The organism is Nocardioides sp., from assembly GCA_037045645.1.
GTDB lineage: Bacteria > Actinomycetota > Actinomycetes > Propionibacteriales > Nocardioidaceae > Nocardioides.
Map to the genome: position 1 here is coordinate 39,718 of JBAOIH010000010.1, position 20,365 is coordinate 60,082.

17 protein-coding genes are annotated in these 20,365 nt (G+C 68.4%); 5 read left to right on the top strand and 12 right to left on the bottom strand.

The features are described from left to right. Positions 1-3: 3 nt before the first annotated feature. Together V9G04_17080 and V9G04_17085 are read right to left on the bottom strand one after the other, a co-directional pair. A complete protein-coding gene (locus V9G04_17080) occupies positions 4-1,476 on the bottom strand; it encodes a hypothetical protein (GenBank protein ID MEI2714949.1) in 1,473 nt (490 codons plus the stop codon). Beyond that, positions 1,473-2,210: a hypothetical protein gene (locus V9G04_17085; GenBank protein ID MEI2714950.1), complete on the bottom strand. Its 738-nt coding sequence runs from the start codon at positions 2,208-2,210 to the stop codon at positions 1,473-1,475. Before V9G04_17085 ends, V9G04_17080 begins: the two co-directional genes overlap by 4 nt. A 102-nt stretch (positions 2,211-2,312) precedes the next feature. Here V9G04_17085 and V9G04_17090 point away from each other — a divergent pair, with 102 nt between their 5' ends. Together V9G04_17090 and V9G04_17095 are read left to right on the top strand one after the other, a co-directional pair. After that, positions 2,313-3,248 (top strand): GNAT family N-acetyltransferase, encoded by a 936-nt coding sequence (locus V9G04_17090; protein ID MEI2714951.1) that lies wholly within the window; start codon positions 2,313-2,315, stop codon positions 3,246-3,248. A gap of 20 nt (positions 3,249-3,268) precedes the next feature. Beyond that, positions 3,269-5,221 carry a copper resistance protein CopC gene (locus V9G04_17095; protein MEI2714952.1) on the top strand — a complete coding sequence of 651 codons (1,953 nt, stop codon included), beginning with the start codon at positions 3,269-3,271 and terminating at the stop codon, positions 5,219-5,221. Between the two features lie 158 nt (positions 5,222-5,379). Here V9G04_17095 and V9G04_17100 read toward each other — a convergent pair whose 3' ends face one another. Next, positions 5,380-7,086, bottom strand: a complete 1,707-nt coding sequence (locus V9G04_17100; GenBank protein MEI2714953.1) for an AMP-binding protein — start codon at positions 7,084-7,086, stop codon at positions 5,380-5,382. A 56-nt stretch (positions 7,087-7,142) separates the two neighbouring features. On the opposite strand from V9G04_17100, the gene V9G04_17105 reads away from it, so the two are divergent. Then, positions 7,143-8,024, top strand: a complete 882-nt coding sequence (locus V9G04_17105) for a homocysteine S-methyltransferase family protein (protein ID MEI2714954.1) — start codon at positions 7,143-7,145, stop codon at positions 8,022-8,024. 25 nt (positions 8,025-8,049) lie between these two features. On the opposite strand, the gene V9G04_17110 is transcribed toward V9G04_17105, so the two are convergent. From V9G04_17110 to V9G04_17120, 3 genes are all read right to left on the bottom strand, one after another. Continuing rightward, complete coding sequence (locus tag V9G04_17110; protein ID MEI2714955.1) at positions 8,050-8,640, bottom strand: TetR/AcrR family transcriptional regulator; 591 nt, start codon at positions 8,638-8,640, stop codon at positions 8,050-8,052. A gap of 96 nt (positions 8,641-8,736) precedes the next feature. Further along, the gene (locus V9G04_17115; protein MEI2714956.1) at positions 8,737-9,192 is read right to left on the bottom strand and encodes a DUF1707 domain-containing protein; all 456 of its coding nucleotides are present in this window, start codon (positions 9,190-9,192) and stop codon (positions 8,737-8,739) included. After that, positions 9,189-9,902 (bottom strand): PadR family transcriptional regulator, encoded by a 714-nt coding sequence (locus tag V9G04_17120; protein MEI2714957.1) that lies wholly within the window; start codon positions 9,900-9,902, stop codon positions 9,189-9,191. The genes V9G04_17115 and V9G04_17120 overlap by 4 nt, the downstream gene beginning before the upstream one ends. Before the next feature lie 110 nt (positions 9,903-10,012). Here V9G04_17120 and V9G04_17125 point away from each other — a divergent pair, with 110 nt between their 5' ends. Continuing rightward, entirely contained in the window at positions 10,013-10,381 is a 369-nt protein-coding gene (locus V9G04_17125) for a VOC family protein (GenBank protein MEI2714958.1), read from the top strand. Positions 10,382-10,604: 223 nt separating this feature from the next. On the opposite strand, the gene V9G04_17130 is transcribed toward V9G04_17125, so the two are convergent. The 6 genes from V9G04_17130 to V9G04_17155 form a co-directional block, all read right to left on the bottom strand. After that, positions 10,605-13,691 carry an FtsX-like permease family protein gene (locus V9G04_17130; GenBank protein MEI2714959.1) on the bottom strand — a complete coding sequence of 1,029 codons (3,087 nt, stop codon included), beginning with the start codon at positions 13,689-13,691 and terminating at the stop codon, positions 10,605-10,607. After that, positions 13,688-15,850, bottom strand: a complete 2,163-nt coding sequence (locus V9G04_17135) for an FtsX-like permease family protein (GenBank protein MEI2714960.1) — start codon at positions 15,848-15,850, stop codon at positions 13,688-13,690. Before V9G04_17135 ends, V9G04_17130 begins: the two co-directional genes overlap by 4 nt. A gap of 161 nt (positions 15,851-16,011) precedes the next feature. Continuing rightward, on the bottom strand, positions 16,012-16,980 hold the full coding sequence (locus tag V9G04_17140; GenBank protein ID MEI2714961.1) for an ATP-binding cassette domain-containing protein: 969 nt from the start codon (positions 16,978-16,980) through the stop codon (positions 16,012-16,014). Further along, positions 16,977-17,846: an ATP-binding cassette domain-containing protein gene (locus V9G04_17145; GenBank protein MEI2714962.1), complete on the bottom strand. Its 870-nt coding sequence runs from the start codon at positions 17,844-17,846 to the stop codon at positions 16,977-16,979. Before V9G04_17145 ends, V9G04_17140 begins: the two co-directional genes overlap by 4 nt. 55 nt (positions 17,847-17,901) lie before the next feature. Continuing rightward, positions 17,902-18,516, bottom strand: coding sequence for a histidine phosphatase family protein (locus V9G04_17150; protein ID MEI2714963.1), 615 nt, complete (start codon positions 18,514-18,516; stop codon positions 17,902-17,904). 25 nt (positions 18,517-18,541) lie between these two features. Next, positions 18,542-19,147 carry a hypothetical protein gene (locus tag V9G04_17155; protein ID MEI2714964.1) on the bottom strand — a complete coding sequence of 202 codons (606 nt, stop codon included), beginning with the start codon at positions 19,145-19,147 and terminating at the stop codon, positions 18,542-18,544. A 175-nt stretch (positions 19,148-19,322) separates the two neighbouring features. Between V9G04_17155 and tdh the strand changes: the two genes are divergently transcribed. Next, positions 19,323-20,360 carry an L-threonine 3-dehydrogenase gene (gene tdh, locus V9G04_17160; protein ID MEI2714965.1) on the top strand — a complete coding sequence of 346 codons (1,038 nt, stop codon included), beginning with the start codon at positions 19,323-19,325 and terminating at the stop codon, positions 20,358-20,360. Positions 20,361-20,365: the final 5 nt, after the last annotated feature.

Genomic DNA, 20,365 nt, shown 5'->3' on the forward strand with positions numbered 1-20,365 from the left:
CGATCAGGGCATTTCGTGCCAGAGCAGCACGGTGGAGAACTCGTCGGATTCGAGTTGACTGGGGCGCGGGAGCACCCGCAGGAGTTCGCCGATCTGCTCGGGATCCAGGCCGGGGTTGATCACCGCGCGCAGACCCCCGAGGTCACTCGGGGTGATGATGACGCGCTCGGCGTGCGCAACACAGAGCAGAAGGGTCGCGATCGTCCGGCTGGCCTGCTCGGCGTGGCCGTCGGCACCGGTGCCCGGTCGTACGTCGAGCCGGCCGCCGCGCCGACGGAAATCGTTGGCCAACCCGCGGAGTCGATCGTCGAAGACCTCGGGGACGTAGAGATCGTCTCGGGCAGAGGCTCCCAGCAGCGCCGCCTTCTCGCGTACGACCTCATCGATCGCGCCCGCACCTTCCCCGATGCTTCGCAGCCACGGAACGATCTCGCGTTCGGTCCGCGCGAGATGGCGTTCGCGAGCCGCCTGGAGCAACGTCACACGCGCCTCGTCGACCCGCGCCGCGGCCAGCGCGCGACGCTGATCGTTGACCCGTTCGTACGCCCACCTCAGCAGGAAGCCGAAGAGACCCCCGACGAGAGGGAAGGAATAGCTGTTCCAGGCTCCGGCGCTCTCCCACGCTGTGACGGTGGGGTCCCACCACGTCAGCAGCGCCGTGCCGACCGGCAGCGGAACCACCAGCCAGACGACCAGTCGAGGAGGCACGAAGAAGGCCAGGAGAGTCAGTACGGTCGCCACGAAGCCCACCTGCCAGGACCGAAAATCGGTGAGGGCGCCCTCCCCGTTGAGCCACACTCCCCACAGCGCCAGCGCCGGACACAGTTGGCTGATCAGGGCAAACTGCCACAGCCGCAAGGTGCCGCCGTCGGTGAGGCGCACGACCCAGATCATCGCCCCCGACAGCACCGCCACGATCCCGGTCTGGATCAGGATGTGCTCTCCGCTCGGGATGTGCCGGGCGGCGAGATAGAGCTGAGCCAGCAACACGATGACGCCGATGGACGGGATCGTGCGCGCGCTTCCGGAGGCGGCTCTGCTGCCTTCGAGCGCTTGGTCGAGCTCGGCTTGCAGCGACTGACGGCCGGGACTGGGCCACTGCAACCGCACCGTGGTTCCGCGCGGGCCGAAGTCGACCGTGCCGATGCCCCCGACATCCTCCAGCCGCTCGCGGATGGATGATCCGATTCCGAAGCCTTCGACCGCGTGCGCAGCGGAGGTGCCGCGATCTCGCACCTCCAGGCGTACGCCCCGTCCTCGCCGGTCGATGACTATCTCGGCCTCCCGCACCCCCGAGTGGCGCTGCACGTTGCGCAACGCCTCACCAGTCGCATCCGCCAAGGCGTCCACGACCGCCGCCGAGAGCACGACGGCCGCCTGGGGGGCCTGCTGGAACCGCACTGTCACGCTCAAACCGGGCATGTTCGCGATCAGGTCTGCGATCCGGGTTTCGAGTACGAGGAGCGTGGCGGTCATGGCGTCCCCATCACCTGCTCGACACTGATGACTGCGTCGCGGCAGGCCTTGCGTACGTGCTCCTCGTCGCCGGGGGTCGCCTCCACCACCGTCCGCAGAGCGGACAACACGTCGTCGTGCAGCACCCGGCGAACCTGTTGCTGGGCGCCGGCCACCAGCCGGAGTTCGAGCTCACCTCGCTCTGCCTCCATGGTCGCGAGGGCCAGGTCGTCGTGCAGTCTGGAATTGGCCCAGATCGACTCCAAGAGATAGCTCGACGCGACCAGGATCGCGGCCTGCAGCACGTGCAGATCCAGCGAATACATGCCCAACTCCGGCGAGCGCCAGAACGCGTACGCCAGCGAACCCCCGAGCAGTGACAAGCCCACCACCACTGCGGCGCGCTGGCGCAGCACGCACACCGAGGCGAGCAGGAAGTTGGTGATCATGATGCCGGTTCTGAAGGCGACCTTGTAACCGGCGGGTTCCGCCGCCAGCGAGACGACCGTGACCAGGCCGAAGCAGACGAGTTCGGGGATCCAGGCGCCGACCAGGACGCTGCGGCCCACTACCGCCAGCAGTCCGAGGCAGATCAGCGCCGTCACCCACCCGTGCAGGCCGTGGGTCATGTTGGAATCTGCGATCACGAAGGCAAGTAGGAGCACGGCTTCGATCGCGATCAGGATCGAGGTAACTCGGTGCAGGCCCTGGGTGCTTGGCCCATCGTTGTCCGTCCAACGGCCCCACGAAGTCACGTGAGCTATTTTCTGGATCCTCACCCCTTTGGGGGAGAATCCAGGATTTTCGTCGAGGTAATCCGGTGGCGCCATCGGCTCCGCATCGACTTTCATGTGCGGGTGGCCGACCCTGACCCGCGAGTGATTGATCCCGCGCAGATCTCCGTCCCCGCGCCGTACGCGGCTCGCGCCTTGACCGCCGTAGACGCCCAAGCCGTGTTCGAGGTGATAGCGGCCGACGAGTTCGACCAGATCGGTCGAGTTGCCATCGAGGTCGAGGACATCATCGGCGATTGGCAGCGGCCAAGCTTTTCCCTTGCCGACTCCACGATCGGGGTGTTCCTCGGGGACGAACTCGTCGGCTATGCCGAGCACTCGGGCCACGATCGGGGGGATGCGGCCGTACATCCTGCCCATCGGGGTCGCGGAATCGGCCGACAACTCGCCCTCTGGATGCAGAACAAGGCCCGCTCGCGTGGCGCGTCGGTGGTCGGGATGCCGGTGCCCGAGGGCGGAGTCGCGGACCGGGCGCTTGCCGACTGGGGGTACCGCGTCCGCTGGCACTCATGGATCCTTCAGTTGCCCGAGGGCGCGGAGATCGCGCCGCGTCCGCTGCCTGCCGGCTATGTCGCCCGTGCGGCGACCGAATCCGACTACGCGGCGATGCATGACGTCCTCGAAGACGCCTTCCTCGAATGGTCGGTTCGCGATCGGGAGTCGTACGCGGACTTCCTCGCGCGCACCGTCGACCGTCCCGGGAGGCAGCCGTGGATGCTGCGGGTGGTGACCGACACCGAGGGCGCCGTGGTTGCTGCTGCTTGTCTCGTCCTCAGCGACAACAAGGAGTGCTACGTCGACCGGCTCGCCACCCGCGCCGATCAGCGCAACCGCGGGATCGCGCAGGCGCTGCTGGCTGACTCGTTTGCGGCAGGTCGCCACAACGGTGCCCTGACGAGCGGGTTGTCGACGGATTCACGTACGGGTGCGCTCGGGCTCTATGAGAAGGTCGGGATGGTCGTGACCGACAACTGGGTCAATCGGGCCATCGAACTGTGACTCGCGGCTAGCCTGCGCGGGTGACTCGCCTGCTTCGCCTCGCGCTCCTCGCAGTCGTGGCGATCCTGGCCCTGGCCGCACCGGCGTACGCGCACGTCAACGTGATCTTCAGCGACCCGGCCCCCAACTCCGTGCTCACCACCTCGCCGACGTCGTTGCGGTTCGTCTTCGACGACGAGATCGCCGCGGCTGGCGCGTCCGTCCTGCTGACCGGACCCGGCGGTCGCGCGGTCACCACGTCGGCTGTTACCGACGGCGACGAACTCACCGCGACCCTCGACACCACACTCGACGAGGGCACTTGGCTGGCGCAGTGGCGCGTGGTGTCGTACGACGGCCACCCGCGCGCGGGCAACATCGCCTTCTCTGTCGGGAAGGTCACCGACACCCCCGATGCGTCGTCGCGCGACGGTGATCCGACCGTACGCCGACTGCTCGACGGCGTGACCGGGATCGGAGACCTCGCGTTGTTGCTCGCGTGTGGGCTGGTCGCGGTGGGGGTGCTGGTGCCGGGGTCGGCCACCTCTCGGGCAAGGTTGGCCACCTCTCGGGCAAGAACTGCGGCCATGGTCGGGTCTGTCGTCGCGGTGATGGCCGCCGCGGCCGCAGTTCCTTTGAGTGGGCTCTATCGCCTCGGCTTCCCACTCAGCCGGATCGGTGACGGCGCGGTGTGGTCGACGGCGCTGGTCGGCACCGAGATCGCCACGGTGCTCGTGCTCGCGGGCTCGTTGTCGGCGGCCCTGGTGGCGACCTCGACCGGCGACGGACCGCTGGCACTCTTCCCGGCCGCGATCGCCGTGTCGACTCCTGCCTGGTCGGGGCACAATCGGGCAGCCGATCCGGCGTGGCTGGCGACGTTCGCCACGGTCACCCACCTCGCTGCTGCCGCGATCTGGCTGGGTGGCGTCCTCGCGATCGTCTTGTGGTGGCGCGAAACCCGTGGCTCGACACCCCACAACGCGCGGCTCGACGTGGTGGGGCGATTCGGGTTCGTCGCCTCATGCGCGCTGATCGTGATCGCGCTGGAAGGAGGGCTGCTGGCCTGGCTCACCGTGGGGTCGTGGTCGAACCTGGTCGAGACGACGTACGGCCGCATCCTGTCGGTGAAGATCGCGGTCGTGCTCGCGGCGGTCGGGTGCGCCTGGTGGGTGCGGCGGGGTTTCGACGTTGCTCGACCGACCCGGGGTCTGCGCGCCGAACTCGCGCTCCTCTTCGTAGTGCCCCTGCTCGCTGGGTTCCTGGTTAATGAGCCGCCCGAGAAGCCGTACGACCAACCCGTGATCGCGACGCTGCGCTCGGCCGGTCCCCTGGCGATCGCGCCGGACGGCACGCTCCTGGCGCCAGCCTCCGAGTCCCCGCCGAGACTGACCGCCGACGGCCAGCGCATCAAGTTGTCGCGCGACTCGTCCGGCAACTGGCAGGGCAGAGTGCCCGACGACGCGACATCGGTCTCAATCGAGGGACGCTCCTTCCCGATCAAGGCACCCGAGGCCGGCCCGCCCCTCGACTTTGATCCGAAGCACTATCTGGTCCGCCGCGATCTCGCGCTGGCGTACCTGGGTTCGCCGCCGTGGGCTGAGCCCGGTGACTACTGGAGATTCCAGGTTGAACACGGAGCGCTTGTCAGCCGCCCAGCCAGCGTGCCCGGGAAGTGGCGACCCCGCGACGCGGGCGAGCCGACCACCGAGGCACGTGATTCCTTCGTACGGCTGTCCCTCGGCGGTGCCCTCAAGGCCGGCGTTGTCGACCTGCCGGTCACGATCACGGCAGCCGACGGCCGACCGATGCCTGAGTCGGTCAGGCTCCTGGGCGCGCTGTTCGTACGCACCGACGGGGAGGCCATCATGTTCGGCGCGGAGGGTGACGACCTCACTGGACGGCTCGACTCCCCCGGCGACGGACGGTTGTTCGTCTTCCTCGCTCTCGGCGCCCTGCAACACTCGCTGGCCTTGGACGTCGCGGCTGCCGAATAGGGGTGGTTTCGGAGTGGTTTCGAGACGCGCCTGCGGCGCTCCTCAACCACCGGGGGAGCTCTCCACCACCGGGTAGCGCAACGAGTGGTTTCGAGACGCCGCTTCGCGGCTCCTCAACCACCGGAAGGGGAGCTCAACCACCGGGGGAGTTGGCCGCCTCAGCCCTTCAAGTCCGGGAAGTCGCTGTCGCGGAACTCCTCGCCGCCCAACCCCAGATTGGCCGCACGCTGGGCGCTCTTGGCCAACTCCTGCTCGCGCGCACGCAACTCGACCCGGCGGATCTTGCCCGAGATCGTCTTGGGCAACTCGAAGAACTCGATCCGCCGCACTCGCTGCCAGGGCGCGAGGTGCTCGCGCGCGTACTTCAAGATCTCGAAGGCCACCTCGCGCGACGGCTCATAGCCCGGCGCGAGTGAGACGTACGCCTTGGGGATCGCCAGCCGCACCTCGTCAGGAGCAGGTACGACGGCCGCCTCCGCGACGGCCGGGTGCTCGATCAGCACCGACTCGAGTTCGAACGGACTGATCTTGTAGTCCGAGGCCTTGAACACGTCGTCGGTGCGCCCGACATAGGTGATGTAGCCGTTCTCGTCGCGCTCGGCCAGGTCGCCGGTGTGATAGAAACCGCCCCGCATCGCGTCGGCGTTGCGCTCCTCGTCCCCCTGGTAGCCGGTCATCAGCGGCAGCGGTTTCCCCGAGCGCAGGTCGAGGCAGATCTCGCCCTCACCGACGCCTTCGACGACCTCGTCCGAGAGCGGATCCACGAGTACGACCGGCACGCCGGGCAGGGGTCGCCCCATCGAGCCCGCCTTGATCGGCGAACCCGGCGTGTTCCCGATCTGCGCGGTGGTCTCGGTCTGGCCGTACCCATCGCGCAGGGTCATCCCCCACTTGTCGCGCACCTGCGCGATCACCTCGGGGTTGAGCGGTTCACCGGCGCCGATGATCTCTCGCAGCGCACCCGGCCCACCGGACAGATCGGCGTTGATCAGCATCCGCCAGACGGTCGGCGGCGCGCAGAACGTGGTGACTTCGTGCGTACGCAACACGTCCAACAGGCCGGCTGCATCGAAGCGCGCGTAATTGAAGACCAGGATCGTCGCCTCCGCGATCCACGGCGCGAAGAAGCACGACCACGCGTGCTTGGCCCACCCCGGCGAGGAGATGTTGCAGTGCACGTCGCCCGGCCGCAGGCCGAGCCAGTACGCCGTCGACAGATGCCCGATCGGATAGGACACCTGGGTGTGCTCGACCAGCTTGGGCTTCGAGGTCGTACCACTGGTGAAATACAGCAGCAGCCGGTCGTCCGGGGCCGTGTCCGGGTGCTCGATCGCGTCGACCGTCGTGTCGTACGCCGTGCGCAACTCGTCGGTCGTGATCAGCCGATAGTCGCCCCGGATGGTCTCGAACTTCGCGGCGTCAGCCGGGTTGCAGATCGCGAACCGGGCGTTGCCGCGTTCGATCCGGTCGACCAGATCCGCCGGCCCGACCGCCGTGGTCGTCGGCATGATCACCGCGCCCAGGCGGATGATCGCCAGCATCGTGTCCCACAACTCGACCTGGTTGCCGAGCATCACGATCACCGAGTCGCCCTTGACGACACCGGCAGCACGCAGCAACGCCGCGACCTGATCCGAACGACGCGCGATCTCGTCGAAGGTCAGGGAGGCCGACGAGCCGTCCTCCTCGACCACGATCAGGCCGGTGTCGCTGTTGCCGCGCGCGAACGAGTCGAACCAGTCGCACGCGAAGTTCCACCGCTCGCCGACGTCCGGGAACGCGAACTCCGCGCTCGCGCGCTCATAGTCCTCGCGCGCGGATACGAGGAGGTCGCGGGCGGATCGGAACTCGTCAGTCGCAGTCATGGGTCCACCTTGGCGCGAGATGCGTACGGAATCCAGACCCGCCGTAGGCTTGTCGGGTGAGTGCACGACTGACCGCCCTGCTCGACGGACGCCGCTTCTTCGATGGCGGGTACGGCTGGCTCCTGGCCGAGCGTGGCCTCGAACCCGGCACCGTGGCCGAGTCGTGGAACCTCGACAATCCCGAGGCGATCGGCCAGTTGCACGAGGAGTACGCCGCGGCAGGTGCCCAACTGCTCACCACGAACACCTTCGGTGGCACCCGCTATCGCCTGGAGGGTTATGGGCTCGGTGATCGCGTACGCGAGGTCAACGTGGCCGCGGCCCGGATCGCCCGCGACGTGGCCGCGCGCCATGACGCGCTGGTGGCGGGGTGCGTCGGCCCCACCGGCGAACTGCTCGAACCGCTCGGCATCATGACCCAGGCCGACGCCCGCGACGCGTTCGCCGAGCAGATCGGCGGGCTGGTCGAGGGGGGCGCCGACCTGATCCTGATCGAGACGATGAGTGACCTCGGCGAAGCGAAGGCGGCTATCTCGGCGGCCACGGAAACTGACCTGCCGATCATCGCCACGATGAGTTTCGACACGAACCTGCACACGATGATGGGCGTCTCCCCGAGCCTGGCCGTGGGTGCGTTGGCTGAGGCCGGTGCTGACGCCGTCGGCGCGAACTGTGGCCGCGGTCCGGGCGAAATGGAGCAGATCGCGCAGGCGATGGTCGCCGCTCGGGGAGACCTCGACGTTCTCCTCATCGCGCAGTCCAACGCCGGGTTGCCTCAGGTCGACGGGGGTGGGTTTGCGTACGACGTCGATCCCACCGGGATGGCCGAGCATGTCGCGCGTCTGCGCGATATCGGGATCGACATCACCGGGGCGTGCTGCGGGTCGGCGCCCGCGCACGTGCACGCGATCGGCGACAGGCTGAGCAAGAGTTCGTGACCCCTCGGCGGGATCTTGTGACCCCTCAGCCGTGGTTGAGCCAGAACCAGGCGGATGCGAGCAACTGGTTTTCATAGCGCTCTGCCGCGGCGGAGTTGTCCAGGAATCCGCTCAACTCCAGCGTGATCATCCCGTGGGTCGACGCCCAGATCGAGATCGCGGCCTCCTCGACGTTCTCGTCGCGAAAGAGGCCACTCGCGATGGCACGACCCACGCCGTCGCGCAAAGGCGCGATCGCCTCACAGGGGTCCGGATCATCCTCGCGGTATTGGTGTACGGGGGACCGATCGGCCCACATGACCTGGTAGAGCGCCGGGTGTGCGATAGCCCACGCCCGATAGGCCTGCCCGAGCGCCGTGAGGTCGGCGAGCGGGTCGTCGGTGTGCGGGACGAGGGCCAACGCTGCACGCAGGCTTTCGTGGCCGTGCTCCAGCACGTGCGCCACCAGTTGGTCCTTGCCACCGAAAAGCGAATAGATCGCGGTGGTCGAGGTCTCGCAGGATGCGGCGATCGTACGCAAGGACAGACTCGCCGGTCCCTCGACCAGCATGGACTCCGCAGTGGCGAGGATCAGCCTCCTGCGGAGCTCCTCGTCGTAGATCCGCGGCCTGCCCACTTGACACAGGTTAGCATAACGGCGTTATATAACATCTGACGGGAACGAGGTCCCCGCGAGCTGGGGGGCTTGCGGGGACAGACCCTCGGGGGAGTGTCACCAAGGGGGGACTGTTCGGCCGGAGCGTCGCCTCGACCTCCGGCCGAACAGAGTGTGACCGACCCAGAGCGCCACCGCGAGGACGATGATCCATCCGTGTTCGCTCACGACTCCGATCACGGCGAAGACCGCAAGCAGGATCAGCGCCAACCGGACGGGGCGCTGCACACCCGTACGACGCGGCGCGGGCGGGAAGGCCGCCGCGCGCGCGGCCGGCGTCACGTGTGTCGGGCTCCAGCCGAAGCCGGGGCTCGCGACGGGCGAACCGCCTGGAAGGTCGTCGAAGAGCCCGTGCAGGTCGGCGTACGTCTTGGCCGCCCACACCCGGTCGAGCCGCTCCGAGTGCTCGGCGCCGTCGAGCCGACCGGCGGCGAAGTGTTCGGCCAGCGATTCGGCCGCCCGTTGGCGCTCTGCGTCACCGAGCCGCAACTGACCCGCGACTGGTCCGGTCACGAGTCGCCACCTTCGAGAACCGGCTCGTCGTCGTCCTGCGAGTGATCGCCGCCGTGGTCGCCGCCCTGGTCGCCGCCCTCGGGCTGATCGCCCGCCGCCAGGATCCCGTACAACGCCTTGCGTGCCTCGACGAGCACTCCGATCGCCTCACGTCGCTGCTGGTCGGTGCCCGTGGCGATGATCTGCCAGGCCGCGTTCATTACCTGCCCGATCTCAGGCATCAACGAGGAGTATTCCGATGGCTTCTCGTCGCTGCGTTCGGTCGCGAAGGGCGCCCAGACCGCTGCCATCTCCTCGGGGTTCGTCTCGACATAGTGACGTCCTGCGGTCGTCAACCGAGTCGCCTTGCGACCGGCTTCCTCAAAGCTCTCCACCAGCCCCTCGTCCTCAAGTTGCTGCAACGTCGGATAGACCGATCCGGGGCTCGGCTTCCAGGCCCCGCCGCTGCGTTCGGTGATCTCGGTGATGATCTGATAGCCGTTGCGCGCTTCGTCGTTGAGCACGTGGAGGATCGCGGCGCGTACGTCACCTCGACGCACGCGCGGCCCCCTCTGCGGCGGCTGCTGGCTGAGGCCGAGCAGACCCGCGAGCCACGGCGGCGGGGCACTTGGCCCGCGACGGCCGTGACGGCCCCTGTTGTTGCCGAACGGATCGCCGCCCGCGAACGGCCAATCGCCGCTCCACGATGATTCCCAGCCTCGGTGTCCCATGGTCTTGCTCCCTCATTCACGCAATGTCGCGATATATCGGCGATAGTACGAGAGGTATCGCGACTGTTCAAGCGACACATTTGACGAAGTCATAGGGTGGGCGGGTGTCGATGCCGGAGTTCGATCTGTCCGCCACGGTCTTGGGATGCGCCGACCCGGCTGGGCTCGCGTCCTTCTATCGCGACCTGCTCGGCTGGGAGATCCAGCAGAAGGAGCCCGACTGGGTGACGTTGCGCCCGTCTCACGGCGGCGCGGGACTGAGTTTCCAGACCGAAGAAGGGCACGTCCCGCCCACCTGGCCTCCCGCCTCGGGTGACCAGCAGATGCAACTGCATCTCGACATCCGGGTGAACGACCTGGACAGCGCGGTGTCGTACGCCCAATCGCTCGGCGCGTCACTCGCGCAGTATCAACCGCAACAAGACGTACGCGTCCTGCTCGACCCGGCCGGGCACCCGTTCTGCCTGTTCCAGAACTGACCTTCGAGCGGGTCGGGCGTCGCCGTCGGGGTCGCGGTGGTAGACGAAGTGGTTTCGAGACGGCGCTGCGCGCCTCCTCAACCACCGGCAGACCCGTGATCGGTGGTCGAGGAGCGAGCAGAAGCGAGCGGCTCGAAACCACCGGCAGACCCCTGATCGGTGGTCGAGGAGCAAGCGGAAGCGAGCGCCTCGAAACCACTCGGACGCCCGGGCAGCCGGTCGGTCAGCGGGCAGATTCGCGCAGGGTCGACCCCCGGGCACCGCGTACGGTCAGCAGGCCCGTCACCCCCGCGAACACGCCGAAGGCCGTGACCGCCAACAAGACGAGCAGCCCGATCCACCACCAGTCCACGCGCGCGACCAGGGGCGGAGTCAGGATCGATTCGACATAGCCCAGCCGGACGGTGCGGACCACGACGTACTGCGCCAACGCACCCGCCGCGATCCCCGCCACGGCAGCAGACACGAGCACGGCCGACAACTCGCGCGCGACCGCAGACATCACGCCGCGACGAGGTACGCCGACCACCCGCAGCGCAGCCGCGTCTCGACGCCTGGCCGGGAACTGCACCGCCGTCGACACGATCAGCCCGGCCAGCGCCATCACCAGCACCATGATCGCGACGACCGCATAGAGTCGCAGCGCCAGCGCGTACGCCCCCTGACTCAACAACGCCTCCTCGTCGGAGATCGTCATCTCGACCACGTAACCGCGCTGGAGCAGCGCATCCCTGACGGCAGTGGGTGTGGCGGCGTTGGTCGCGAGGTACGCCTCGAAGGTGTCGTTGTAGATCAGCCGATCCGACGCGAGTTGGCGATAGTCGATCAGGATTCCGTCAGGGCCCAGGAACGGCATGCCGTACGCGGTCAATCGAGGATCGACCGGCAGCACGGTGCCCGACATCTGGGTGCCGAGTCCGCCGGTCTCCATCGGGGTGATCCGGTCCGCGGAGTCCACGCCCACGACGACCGGGCGTTCCAACGCCACGCCTCCCGGCACCATCCGCAGCATCCCGGCCGAAGCGCCGGTGTCCACCGTCATCAGCAACCCGTCGTCGGCATCCTCGACATCACCATCGTCGATGAACTCGCCGATGCCACCCGACTGCACCCAGACGGCCTCGGGTGACGTGGCGCCCTGGATCACCTCCCCGTCGGCGAGGAAGTCGTGCACGACCAAAGACCCCTTCATCTGATTCTGCAAGGAGGCAGGACCCGCCAGATTCAGATACCCGATCGTGCAACCACCGCGGCAATACGGCTTCTTGACCGACACCGTGCCCTCGCCGGGCTTGATCGGCCCGAGATAGAAGTTCTCCTCACCTCCGGCCGCGGTGTAGACGTGCACGGTCAGGTAGAGGTCGCGGTCGTGGGTGATGAGGTTGTCGTACGAGATCCCGAGCCGGTCGCCGCTGAAGCGGATCGGCGCACCTTGGGAGGTGATCAGCGACTCGACCTCGGCAAGCGACGTGCCGGGCGTCCACGACGCCGGCCACTCCAGGACGGCAGCCATCCGGGGCGCGTCGACGACCGAATACCGCGCACCCGGGATCGCCAGGCGCGCCAAGGCGACGACGTGCTCCCCCTCCGGGTCGACCTCTCGCGAGTCGACCATCGCCTGCGGCATCGTGCCGGGCGCCTTCCACAGCACGGCTCCCGGCGAGGCGGTGACCGCCACCGAGTGGCGCCACTGGGCCGCGGCGTCGTACACGCCGATCGCGAAGACGCCCACCGCGATCGCGGCCGTCAGCGGGAGGATCACCAACGTGCCCTCGGCGCGGCGCCCGAGGGCGCGGGTCGCGACGAAGCCGGCGAGCGTACGACCGGCGCGCCGCGAGCGCCAGCGCGCCAGCAGCGAGACCAGCCGCGTCATCCCCAGCCCTGCGACGGCAGCCAACACGATCGGCAGGATCATGTCGGTGACATCGGGGTCACCGGGCTCCTTGACACTCAACTTCGAGGCAAGCACCGCCACCGCGATCGCGACGAGGACGAGTTCGGCGATGACGGCATAACGCTTGGTGGCGGCGGGACGGCGTACGCCCGTCAACTGCGCCGACAGCGAGCCCGACAGCACCGTGCCGACAGCGGCCACCGACACCGCGAAGGCGGCCAGCAGCACCGCGCCGACCGTCACGATCAGCAGCGAAGGCCACGGCATCGGCAGGCCCGGCACCAGCCACGCGCTGATCAGGCCGCGACTGAGCAGCACACCCGACAGCAACCCGAGCGGCAAGCCGATGACCAGGAGCGCGAGGGGTTCAGCCAACCCGAGCCCCCAGAGCTTTCGCGCAGAGACGCCGCGCAGTGAGGCGAGCGCGAGTTCGGGCGTACGCAACTCGGTCGCGGCCAGCAGCAGCCGCAACAACAACGCCAAGGCGACGAGGACCAGCGACAGTACGGCCGGGGCGATCGACGCCCGCGAGGTCGACTCCTGGGCACGCGCCTCGGCGACGAGTTCGGCCAGCGCACTGACCGGATCCGCAGTAATCCGGCCATTGCCCGAGGTCTCGTCCAGCCCCTTGAGTGCCGTGCCCATCGCTTTGGCGTCGGCGATCTGCTTCTCGGTCCAGTCCGGGGGAATCTCGATCGACCGGTCGAACAGGACCCGCCACATCGTCGGGGCAATGGCGTCGAACTGCGTCGGATCCACGATGTACGGCGCCGGGCGATAGGGCCGATCCGGCCCGTCCTCCTGGATGCGGCGCGGATAACTGGAGAGCCGGCCGAGGTCGTACCAGTAGGCCTCCTCGGCCGGGTCGACGAGATAGGTGCCGACGATCGACAGGCCGGGCAGGTCCGGTCCCATGTCGATCCGGTCGCCGAGCGCCACCTTCGTGTGGTCGGCGTCGCCGCGCAGCACGATCGCCTCCCCCGGCGCCGACGGGCACTTCCCCTGGTCGATGATCAGGTGATCGCAGGCCCCCTCCTTGGCCAGCAGCACCGACTCGCCCGGCATCTTGATGTCGGTCTCGACAAGGCCGCCGACCACTCGCGCGGACGTCCAGGTCAGGCGGATCTCACCGAAGGGACCGCGGTCCTGCTCTGCCGAATAGGCCGCGATGCTCTTCGTCGCCTGATCACGCCCGCCCGCGAAGGACGGCAGCGGGGCGTACGTCCGAGCGAGCCCCGTGCTCTGAGGGGGCGCGCTGTTGATCCGCGAGACGACGTACGACTTGGTGGCCGCGACCTGGAAGACCGGACCGATGATCGCGCTGGCGATCGCCAGTGCGACGAGCAGGACGCTGCCGGCCGACAGCAGGGCGCGAGAGCGTACGCCGCGAGCGATCGTGCCGAGGAGTTCGCTCATTCGACACCTCCACGGGCGGTAGCGGCCGGCGTGGTCGCGGCGGCGTCGATGCGGCGCGAACGGGAGGTGGCGAGGGCGACCACAAGACCCAACAGGGTCGCGGTCACCACGACCAGCCACCAGCGCGGAGACAGGTCGAGCGGCAGGGTTCCGTCCGGTGGCTGGAGCGTGGGCAGATGCGGCAACAACGTGCGGATCGCCAGCCAACCACCGAGCAACGACACCCCCAACACCGTGAGGGCGAGCGCGAACGTCTCACGACCCGCGGCCCGCCTGAGCACCCGGTCCTCGACCCCGATCACCCGCAGCGCTCCGGCGTCTCGGATGAAGGCGCGGCGCTGCCGGGCGTACCCCCCGAGCACGGCGAGCAGCGCCACCAGCAGGCAGGCGAGCGAGAGTGCACGCAGCAGCCGCAACTCAGCTCCACCCGCCTCGGTCTCCAGCGCCGTCTGCGCGTCCGCGCGCGTCTCGAGTTCTCCGCCCGCCTTGCGCAGCGCCGCCGTCATCGAGTCCGGCACGCCCTCTCGTACGATGATCAGCCGCCGCGCCGAGGGCACCACCGTCGACGAGGCCCGCATCGAGGTCGCGAGGTCAGCCAGATAGCCCTCGTCGCCGACCAGGGGAAGGTCGTCGTACGTCCCCACCAGCTTCGCGCGACGCTCGTTGCCCCCGGGGGTTTGGACCTGTTCGAGATTGGCTGCGACCCGCTCCCCCGAGCCGCCACCGTCCGTGGCGAACACCGGCAGACTCTCGGCAGGCACCGTCGCCGCGAGCGACTGCGGCCAGGGCCGAAACAAGGTGGCCGGCTGGATGATCAGGTGGCCGTCCTGGTGATAGGTGGCCCCGAAGACAGTGGGCTCCTCCAGGTCTTGCATGTCGACCTTCCAGGCAAGGTCTGCAAGATCCTGGTTGCCGAGGCTGAACTCGTCCACGATCAGACCCGGGATCGGGCCCTCGATCTGCGAAGGCGGGAGATCGGGGAAGGCCGTGTAGTCCAACTGCAACGGCAGACAGCCCTTCTCGCACCCCTCGACCTGGGCGCGCAGATCGAGTCGCTGCCCGCGCGGGAGGAACTGGTCGAGCTGAACGAAGTTCTGTTCACCCTCCATCGACACATAGCTCAGGCGCACCGACACGCCGACGTCTCTCCCCGGCATCCCGGTGCCAGTCAGGACGAACTCGTTGCCCGAGGGCTTCGAGGTGGTGACGGTGGCGAGCTTGGCGATGTTGTCGGTGACCGATTCCGCACCGGTGCCCCGCAACGCGTTGCCGATGACTGCGGCATAGCGGGTGGTGTCGACGTACGCCCGACGCGTCCTCGGGTCGCTCGAGTCCGCCACGAGTGCGGGCAGCAGCCAGGTGCGGTCAGGGTCGAGTTTGTCGGCAAGGTCGAGCAACTCATGACCGGTCGCCCCGTTGAACCGATACGAAGCCTCGGTAAGGCTGCCCAGCCGCGCCGTCTGATCCGACCAGACGCTCACCGAACCCGCCGCCGACGACGCCAGGATCGCCACCACACCGGCGGCGACGAGCAGATGCATCGTCCCGGTCGCGTCCGCCGCGCGGGCCAGCCGCCGACTGGCCAGGAAGCCGGGCAGTGCGCGGGTGCGCGAGCGGCGTACGAATACTCTCGCGAGGCCGCGGACCAGCCACACCGACACCTGTCCGAGCGCCAGGCCCAGCAGCGCCGGTCCCGCCAGGACGACCCAGTCGTTCTCGCCTGGCTGGCGCGCCCGATAGAGCGCGACTCCGGCAGCGACCACGATCAGGACCGACCAGAACGCGGCGGCGGTCGAGGACGGTCGGGGACGTTCCTGCGTACGCAATTGGTCTGCCAGCGGCCTGCCGCGATCCGCGGCGCCACCCCACGCGACGGCGATCAGAGCGAGGAGGACCACGACGCCGGCGGCGTAGAGGCCTTGTCGGCCGGCAAGCGGGACCTCGTCCAGGTCGAGCCATCGGCGTACGGCCACCTCTCCCAGCATCCGGCCCGTCACCAGGCCGAGTGCGGCGCCGCTCAGGATCGCGCTGAGGGGTTCGCCCAACTGAAAGGCGATGAGTCGTACGCCGTGGAGTCCGCGCAGGCGCGCGATCGTGACTTCGCGACGTCGAGCCTCTGCCAACTCGGCACCGGTCGCCGGGATCGCCGCGACGCCCACGATGAGGAGGGGTAACGCGAGCCCCCAAGAGGCGCCGGAGGCTTGGGCGAAGCGGAGTGCTGCGACCGTACCTGCCGTGACCACGGCCGTGAGCGCGATGAGGACCGCGAGTGTCCCCCGGCGGGTCCGCCAGCCCCGGAGCGCGCGTCCGAGCCGCTCCTTCACGAGTCGCCCGGATCCGGCGCCGGCTCGGGTCGGGCGAACGGCGAGCGCTGGTCCGGTGGTCGAGCGCTCGCCGGCTCCCCCGGTGGTTGAGGAGAGCCTGACGGGCTCGTCTCGAAACCCTTGGGTTGAGGAGAGCCTGACGGGCTCGTCTCGAAACCATCGTCCGCGCGGTGGCGACCCGGCTGTTGCTCTCCAGATGGTTTCGAGACGCCGCTGCGCGGCTCCTCAACCACCGGAACAACCCGCCCGCCGCGCGGCTCCTCAACCACCGGAACAACCCGCCCGCCAGGTGGTTTCGAGACGCCGCCCCGCGGCTCCTCAACCACCGGTGCCACCAGCACGCCCTCGTCCAGCGCATAGTGCCGATCACACGCCTCGACCACCGCCGGGTCGTGGGTCGCGACCACCACGACCGCACCTCGCTCGGCCTCTCGCCGCAACTCGGTCAGCACCAGGGCGCGGTTGCCTTCGTCGAGTTCGCTGGTGGGTTCGTCGGCCAGCAGGATGTCGGCGCGTACGACGAACCCGCGCGCGCACGCGACCCGCTGCATCTGTCCACCGGAGAGTTCCTCGACCTGACGGTCACCAAGGTCGGCGATGTGAAAACGGGCCAGCGCGGCATCGGCTGCCTGGTCGGCCTCGGCCGGTGCGACACCGCGGGCCCGCAACGCGACCGACACGTTCTCGCGCGCCGACAGGATCGGGACGAGCCCATAGACCTGGAGTACGAATGCCACCTCGGGACGCGGGTCGCCCGTCCCGCGCCACATGGATTCCCCGGCGTACGACGTAGTCCCCGACGTCGGCTCCAGCAGCCCGCCCGCGACCGACAGCAGCGTCGTCTTGCCCGAGCCGCTGGGCCCTGACAGCGCCGTGACCTCGCCCGCGCGGAACGTCAAGGAGACGTCGTCCAACAAGGGACGGCCGACGACATAGGTGAGGTCGCGGACCTCCAGATCGCTCACCGGTCGCCCTCCGACGGGCGCGACACGACCAGTCGCGCCTGCTCCTCGGGCTCGATGCGTACGAGTGTGCCCTGCGGCCACTCTTCGGCGAAGTGCGCCGGCAGATGCAGCACACCCTCGGCGCCGATCACGACGTATTCGGACCCGTCGCGGCCCTCCGAGCCAACCCGACCGCCCTTCATGGTGATGGTGCGCGGGAACGTCGCGGCCACCTCGGGCTGGTGGGTGACGACCAGGATCGTGGTGCCGAGTTCGTCGCCGAGGGAATGGATCAGGTCGAGCACGTGATCGCGGTCCTCGTGCGACAACTGCGAGGTCGGCTCATCGGCGAGCAACAACGACGGCCCCGTCGCCACCGCGCACGCAAGCGCCAGCCGTTGTCGTTGCCCTCCCGACATCGTCGAGACGACCTGATCGATCTGGTCGGCAAGACCGACGCGTTCGAGGAGGGACTCGGCCGACTCGGCGTCCTTGCGTACGCCCGGCGCCATCCCCATCCGGGAGAACGCGACGTTCTGCCGGGCGGTGGCGTACGACAACAGGTTGCGCGTCGCGCCCTGCAGCATCGTGCTTACGCGTTGGGCGCGTACCTTCGCCAGGCTGCGCTCCGGCATCCTCGAGATCTCGTCGTCGCCGAGCCAGATCCGCCCGGCGCTCGGCTTCTGGATGCCGCCGAGCAGCGTGAGCAACGTCGACTTGCCCGACCCTGACGGCCCCAGGAACGCCACGCGCTGCCCGGCTTCGATCGCGAGATCCACGCCGCGCAGCGCCACCACATCGTGGCCTTCGAAGGTGCGGTAGAGATGGACGACGCCATCACACCGGACGCCGATGCCTCCGGCATCGTGCGAGAGGGCGTCGGTCACGCCCGCCACCCTAGGGACCTGCTGCCCAGGGCGCGCAACGGCGCCACGTCGATTGTTATGGAGCCGCTATCTGTGCGGCATCGACCCAGTCGACCAGCTCCCAGCCCGCCGAGGGCTCGCCCTCGATCGTGATGTGCGCGGTGTTGTCGAGTTTGGGGTGACCGGCGAATCGCTCCCCCAGCGGGTCGGTGACCCGGATCGAGACCCAGGTACGGATCGCTGCACCGTGCGAGAAGAGCACCGCGCGTTGCGAACTCGCGGCAATCTCGTGCACCACCGAGTCGAAGCGTTCCAAGAACTCGTGCCCGCTGATGCCACCGGGGAGGCGATGATCGAGGTCGTCGAGAGCCCACGCAAGCATCTGGTCGAAGTACGCCTCGAGCGCCTTGTGCTCGTTGACCATCTCCAGGTCGCCGGCGTCGATCTCCCGGATTCCGTCGCGGAGTTGCGGTTCCAGGCCGGTCAGCCGCGCCAGCGGCGCCGCGGTCTGCTGAGTGCGTACGAGCGTCGAGGCCCACAGTGAATCCGGCTCCAGCCGAGCCAACGCGGGCGCAACCGCAACTGCCTGCGCCTGACCGATCTCGTCCAGTGACGCGCCAGGGATGGCGGTGTCGAGAGCCAGGACGGTGTTGGAAGCAGTCCGGCCGTGCCGGACGAGGGTGAGACGCACGCGGCAAGGATGCCAGGTCAGCTGATCAGCAGAGAGCCATGCCGAGGTTCGAGGAGGAGTTCACCACGAAGGTCTTCGTGCAGGCACTGCTGTTGGACCAATCGCCGTCGGTCGAGCCGGACAGCGAGGCCGACAGCGTGAAACTTGCTTTGGGGTTCAGGTTGTTCCACGCAAACTGGATGCAACCACCAGCCGCGATGGCGGAGGTCAACCTGACCGTGTAGTTCCAGGTGCCGCCTGCGGCGAGCGTCGCCGTGGTGCCGTCACCAGGACCGGTGCTCCCCGCCAGGATGGAGTAGTAGCCCGAGCCTCCGCTAGCCTTCTGGATCGAGTCGCTCGTCGCGGCGTTGTTCTTCAGCGACACCGTGAACTGGGTTCCGATCGGGATCGCTGTGCCCTTGCCACAGGTGTTGACGTTGCAGACCTGCAACGTCAATTGGCAGTTGGTCGAAGTGCAAGTCCAGTGGTGCCGGAACACCATGTCCCACGTGTTGCCGGTCCAGCCCGCTTGGGTGCATTTCGACGCCGCATATGCGGGAGCGGCCGTCGCCACCACTACGGCCGGCACCGTCCAGGCCGCGCCGGTGGCAAGTCGGCGTCGCGTGGGCGCGGCATTCTGCGTCTCAGGCACGATTCCCCCAGGCAATACTAAAGTTCCGAACGCGCAGGCAAGAATATACCTACGTAGTTATTAGAGGACACGGACCGGCGGAACGAAAGCCACCGTCGGCAAAAAACACGCGAACGGTCGCGAACCAATTCCTGCGGCGCATCGCGCGGTGGTGTGGACACCATAGAGTCACGGGGTGCGCGCCCTGGTGAAGACCGCTGCTGGCCCCGGACTCACGCTGACCGACGTCCCCGAACCAACCTTCGGGCCCGACGAGGTCAAGATCCGCGTGCAGCGCGCGGGCCTGTGCGGCACCGACCTCCACTTGTACGACTGGGACGACTGGGCTGCGTCCGTCGTACGACCTCCCATGATCACCGGCCACGAGTTCTTCGGCGAGGTCGCCGAGGTCGGCGCCGGCGTGACCAACGTCGAGCCCGGCCAGCGGGTTTCAGGCGAGGGGCATCTCGTGTGTGGCACCTGCCGCAACTGTCGTGCGGGCCGGCGTCACCTGTGCATCAACACGATCGGCATCGGGGTGAATCGTGACGGCGCCTTCGCGGACTACATCGTGATCCCGGCATCGAACGTGTGGGTTCAGCCCGACGATCTCGACCCCGACCTCGGCGCCCTCTTCGACCCGCTCGGCAACGCCACCCACACCGCGTTGTCGTTCCCCTTGGCCGGGGAGGACGTGATCGTCACCGGCGCGGGGCCGATCGGCGTGATGAGTGTGGCGATCGCGCGCCACGTCGGGGCCCGCTTCATCGTGGCGACCGACCTCTCGCCAGCTCGTCTCGACCTGGCGCGCCGCGCCGGCGCGGATCTGGCGATCGACCCGAGTCGATCCGACCTTCGCGCGGCCATGGCAGATCTCGGCATGAGAGAGGGCTTCGACATCGGGCTGGAGATGTCGGGCGCACCGGCCGCCGTACGACAACTCGTCGACACGATGAACCACGGCGGGCGGATCGCGATGCTCGGTCTGCCGTCCGCGGCGTACGAGATCGAGTGGGCCAAGGTGATCACCCACATGCTCACGATCAAAGGCATCTACGGCCGCGAGATGTACGACACCTGGTATGCGATGAGCGCGATGCTGCAGACCTCACCCGCCCTGCGTGAAGCCGTGACGTCGGTGGTGACGCATAGATTCGCCGCAGAGGACTTCGAAGACGCCTTCGCCGCCATCCGCACCGGGGAGTGCGGCAAGGTGCTGTTGGACTGGAGCTAGGAGAC

Bases quoted from the DNA above. Each gene is read 5' to 3' on its own strand.
- V9G04_17080 (MEI2714949.1), bottom strand. From the start codon at position 1,476: ATGACCGCCACGCTCCTCGTACTCGAAACCCGGATCGCAGACCTGATC.
- V9G04_17100 (MEI2714953.1), bottom strand. From the start codon at position 7,086: ATGACTGCGACTGACGAGTTCCGATCCGCCCGCGACCTCCTCGTATCC.
- V9G04_17120 (MEI2714957.1), bottom strand. From the start codon at position 9,902: ATGGGACACCGAGGCTGGGAATCATCGTGGAGCGGCGATTGGCCGTTC.
- V9G04_17125 (MEI2714958.1), top strand. From the start codon at position 10,013: ATGCCGGAGTTCGATCTGTCCGCCACGGTCTTGGGATGCGCCGACCCG.
- V9G04_17130 (MEI2714959.1), bottom strand. From the start codon at position 13,691: ATGAGCGAACTCCTCGGCACGATCGCTCGCGGCGTACGCTCTCGCGCC.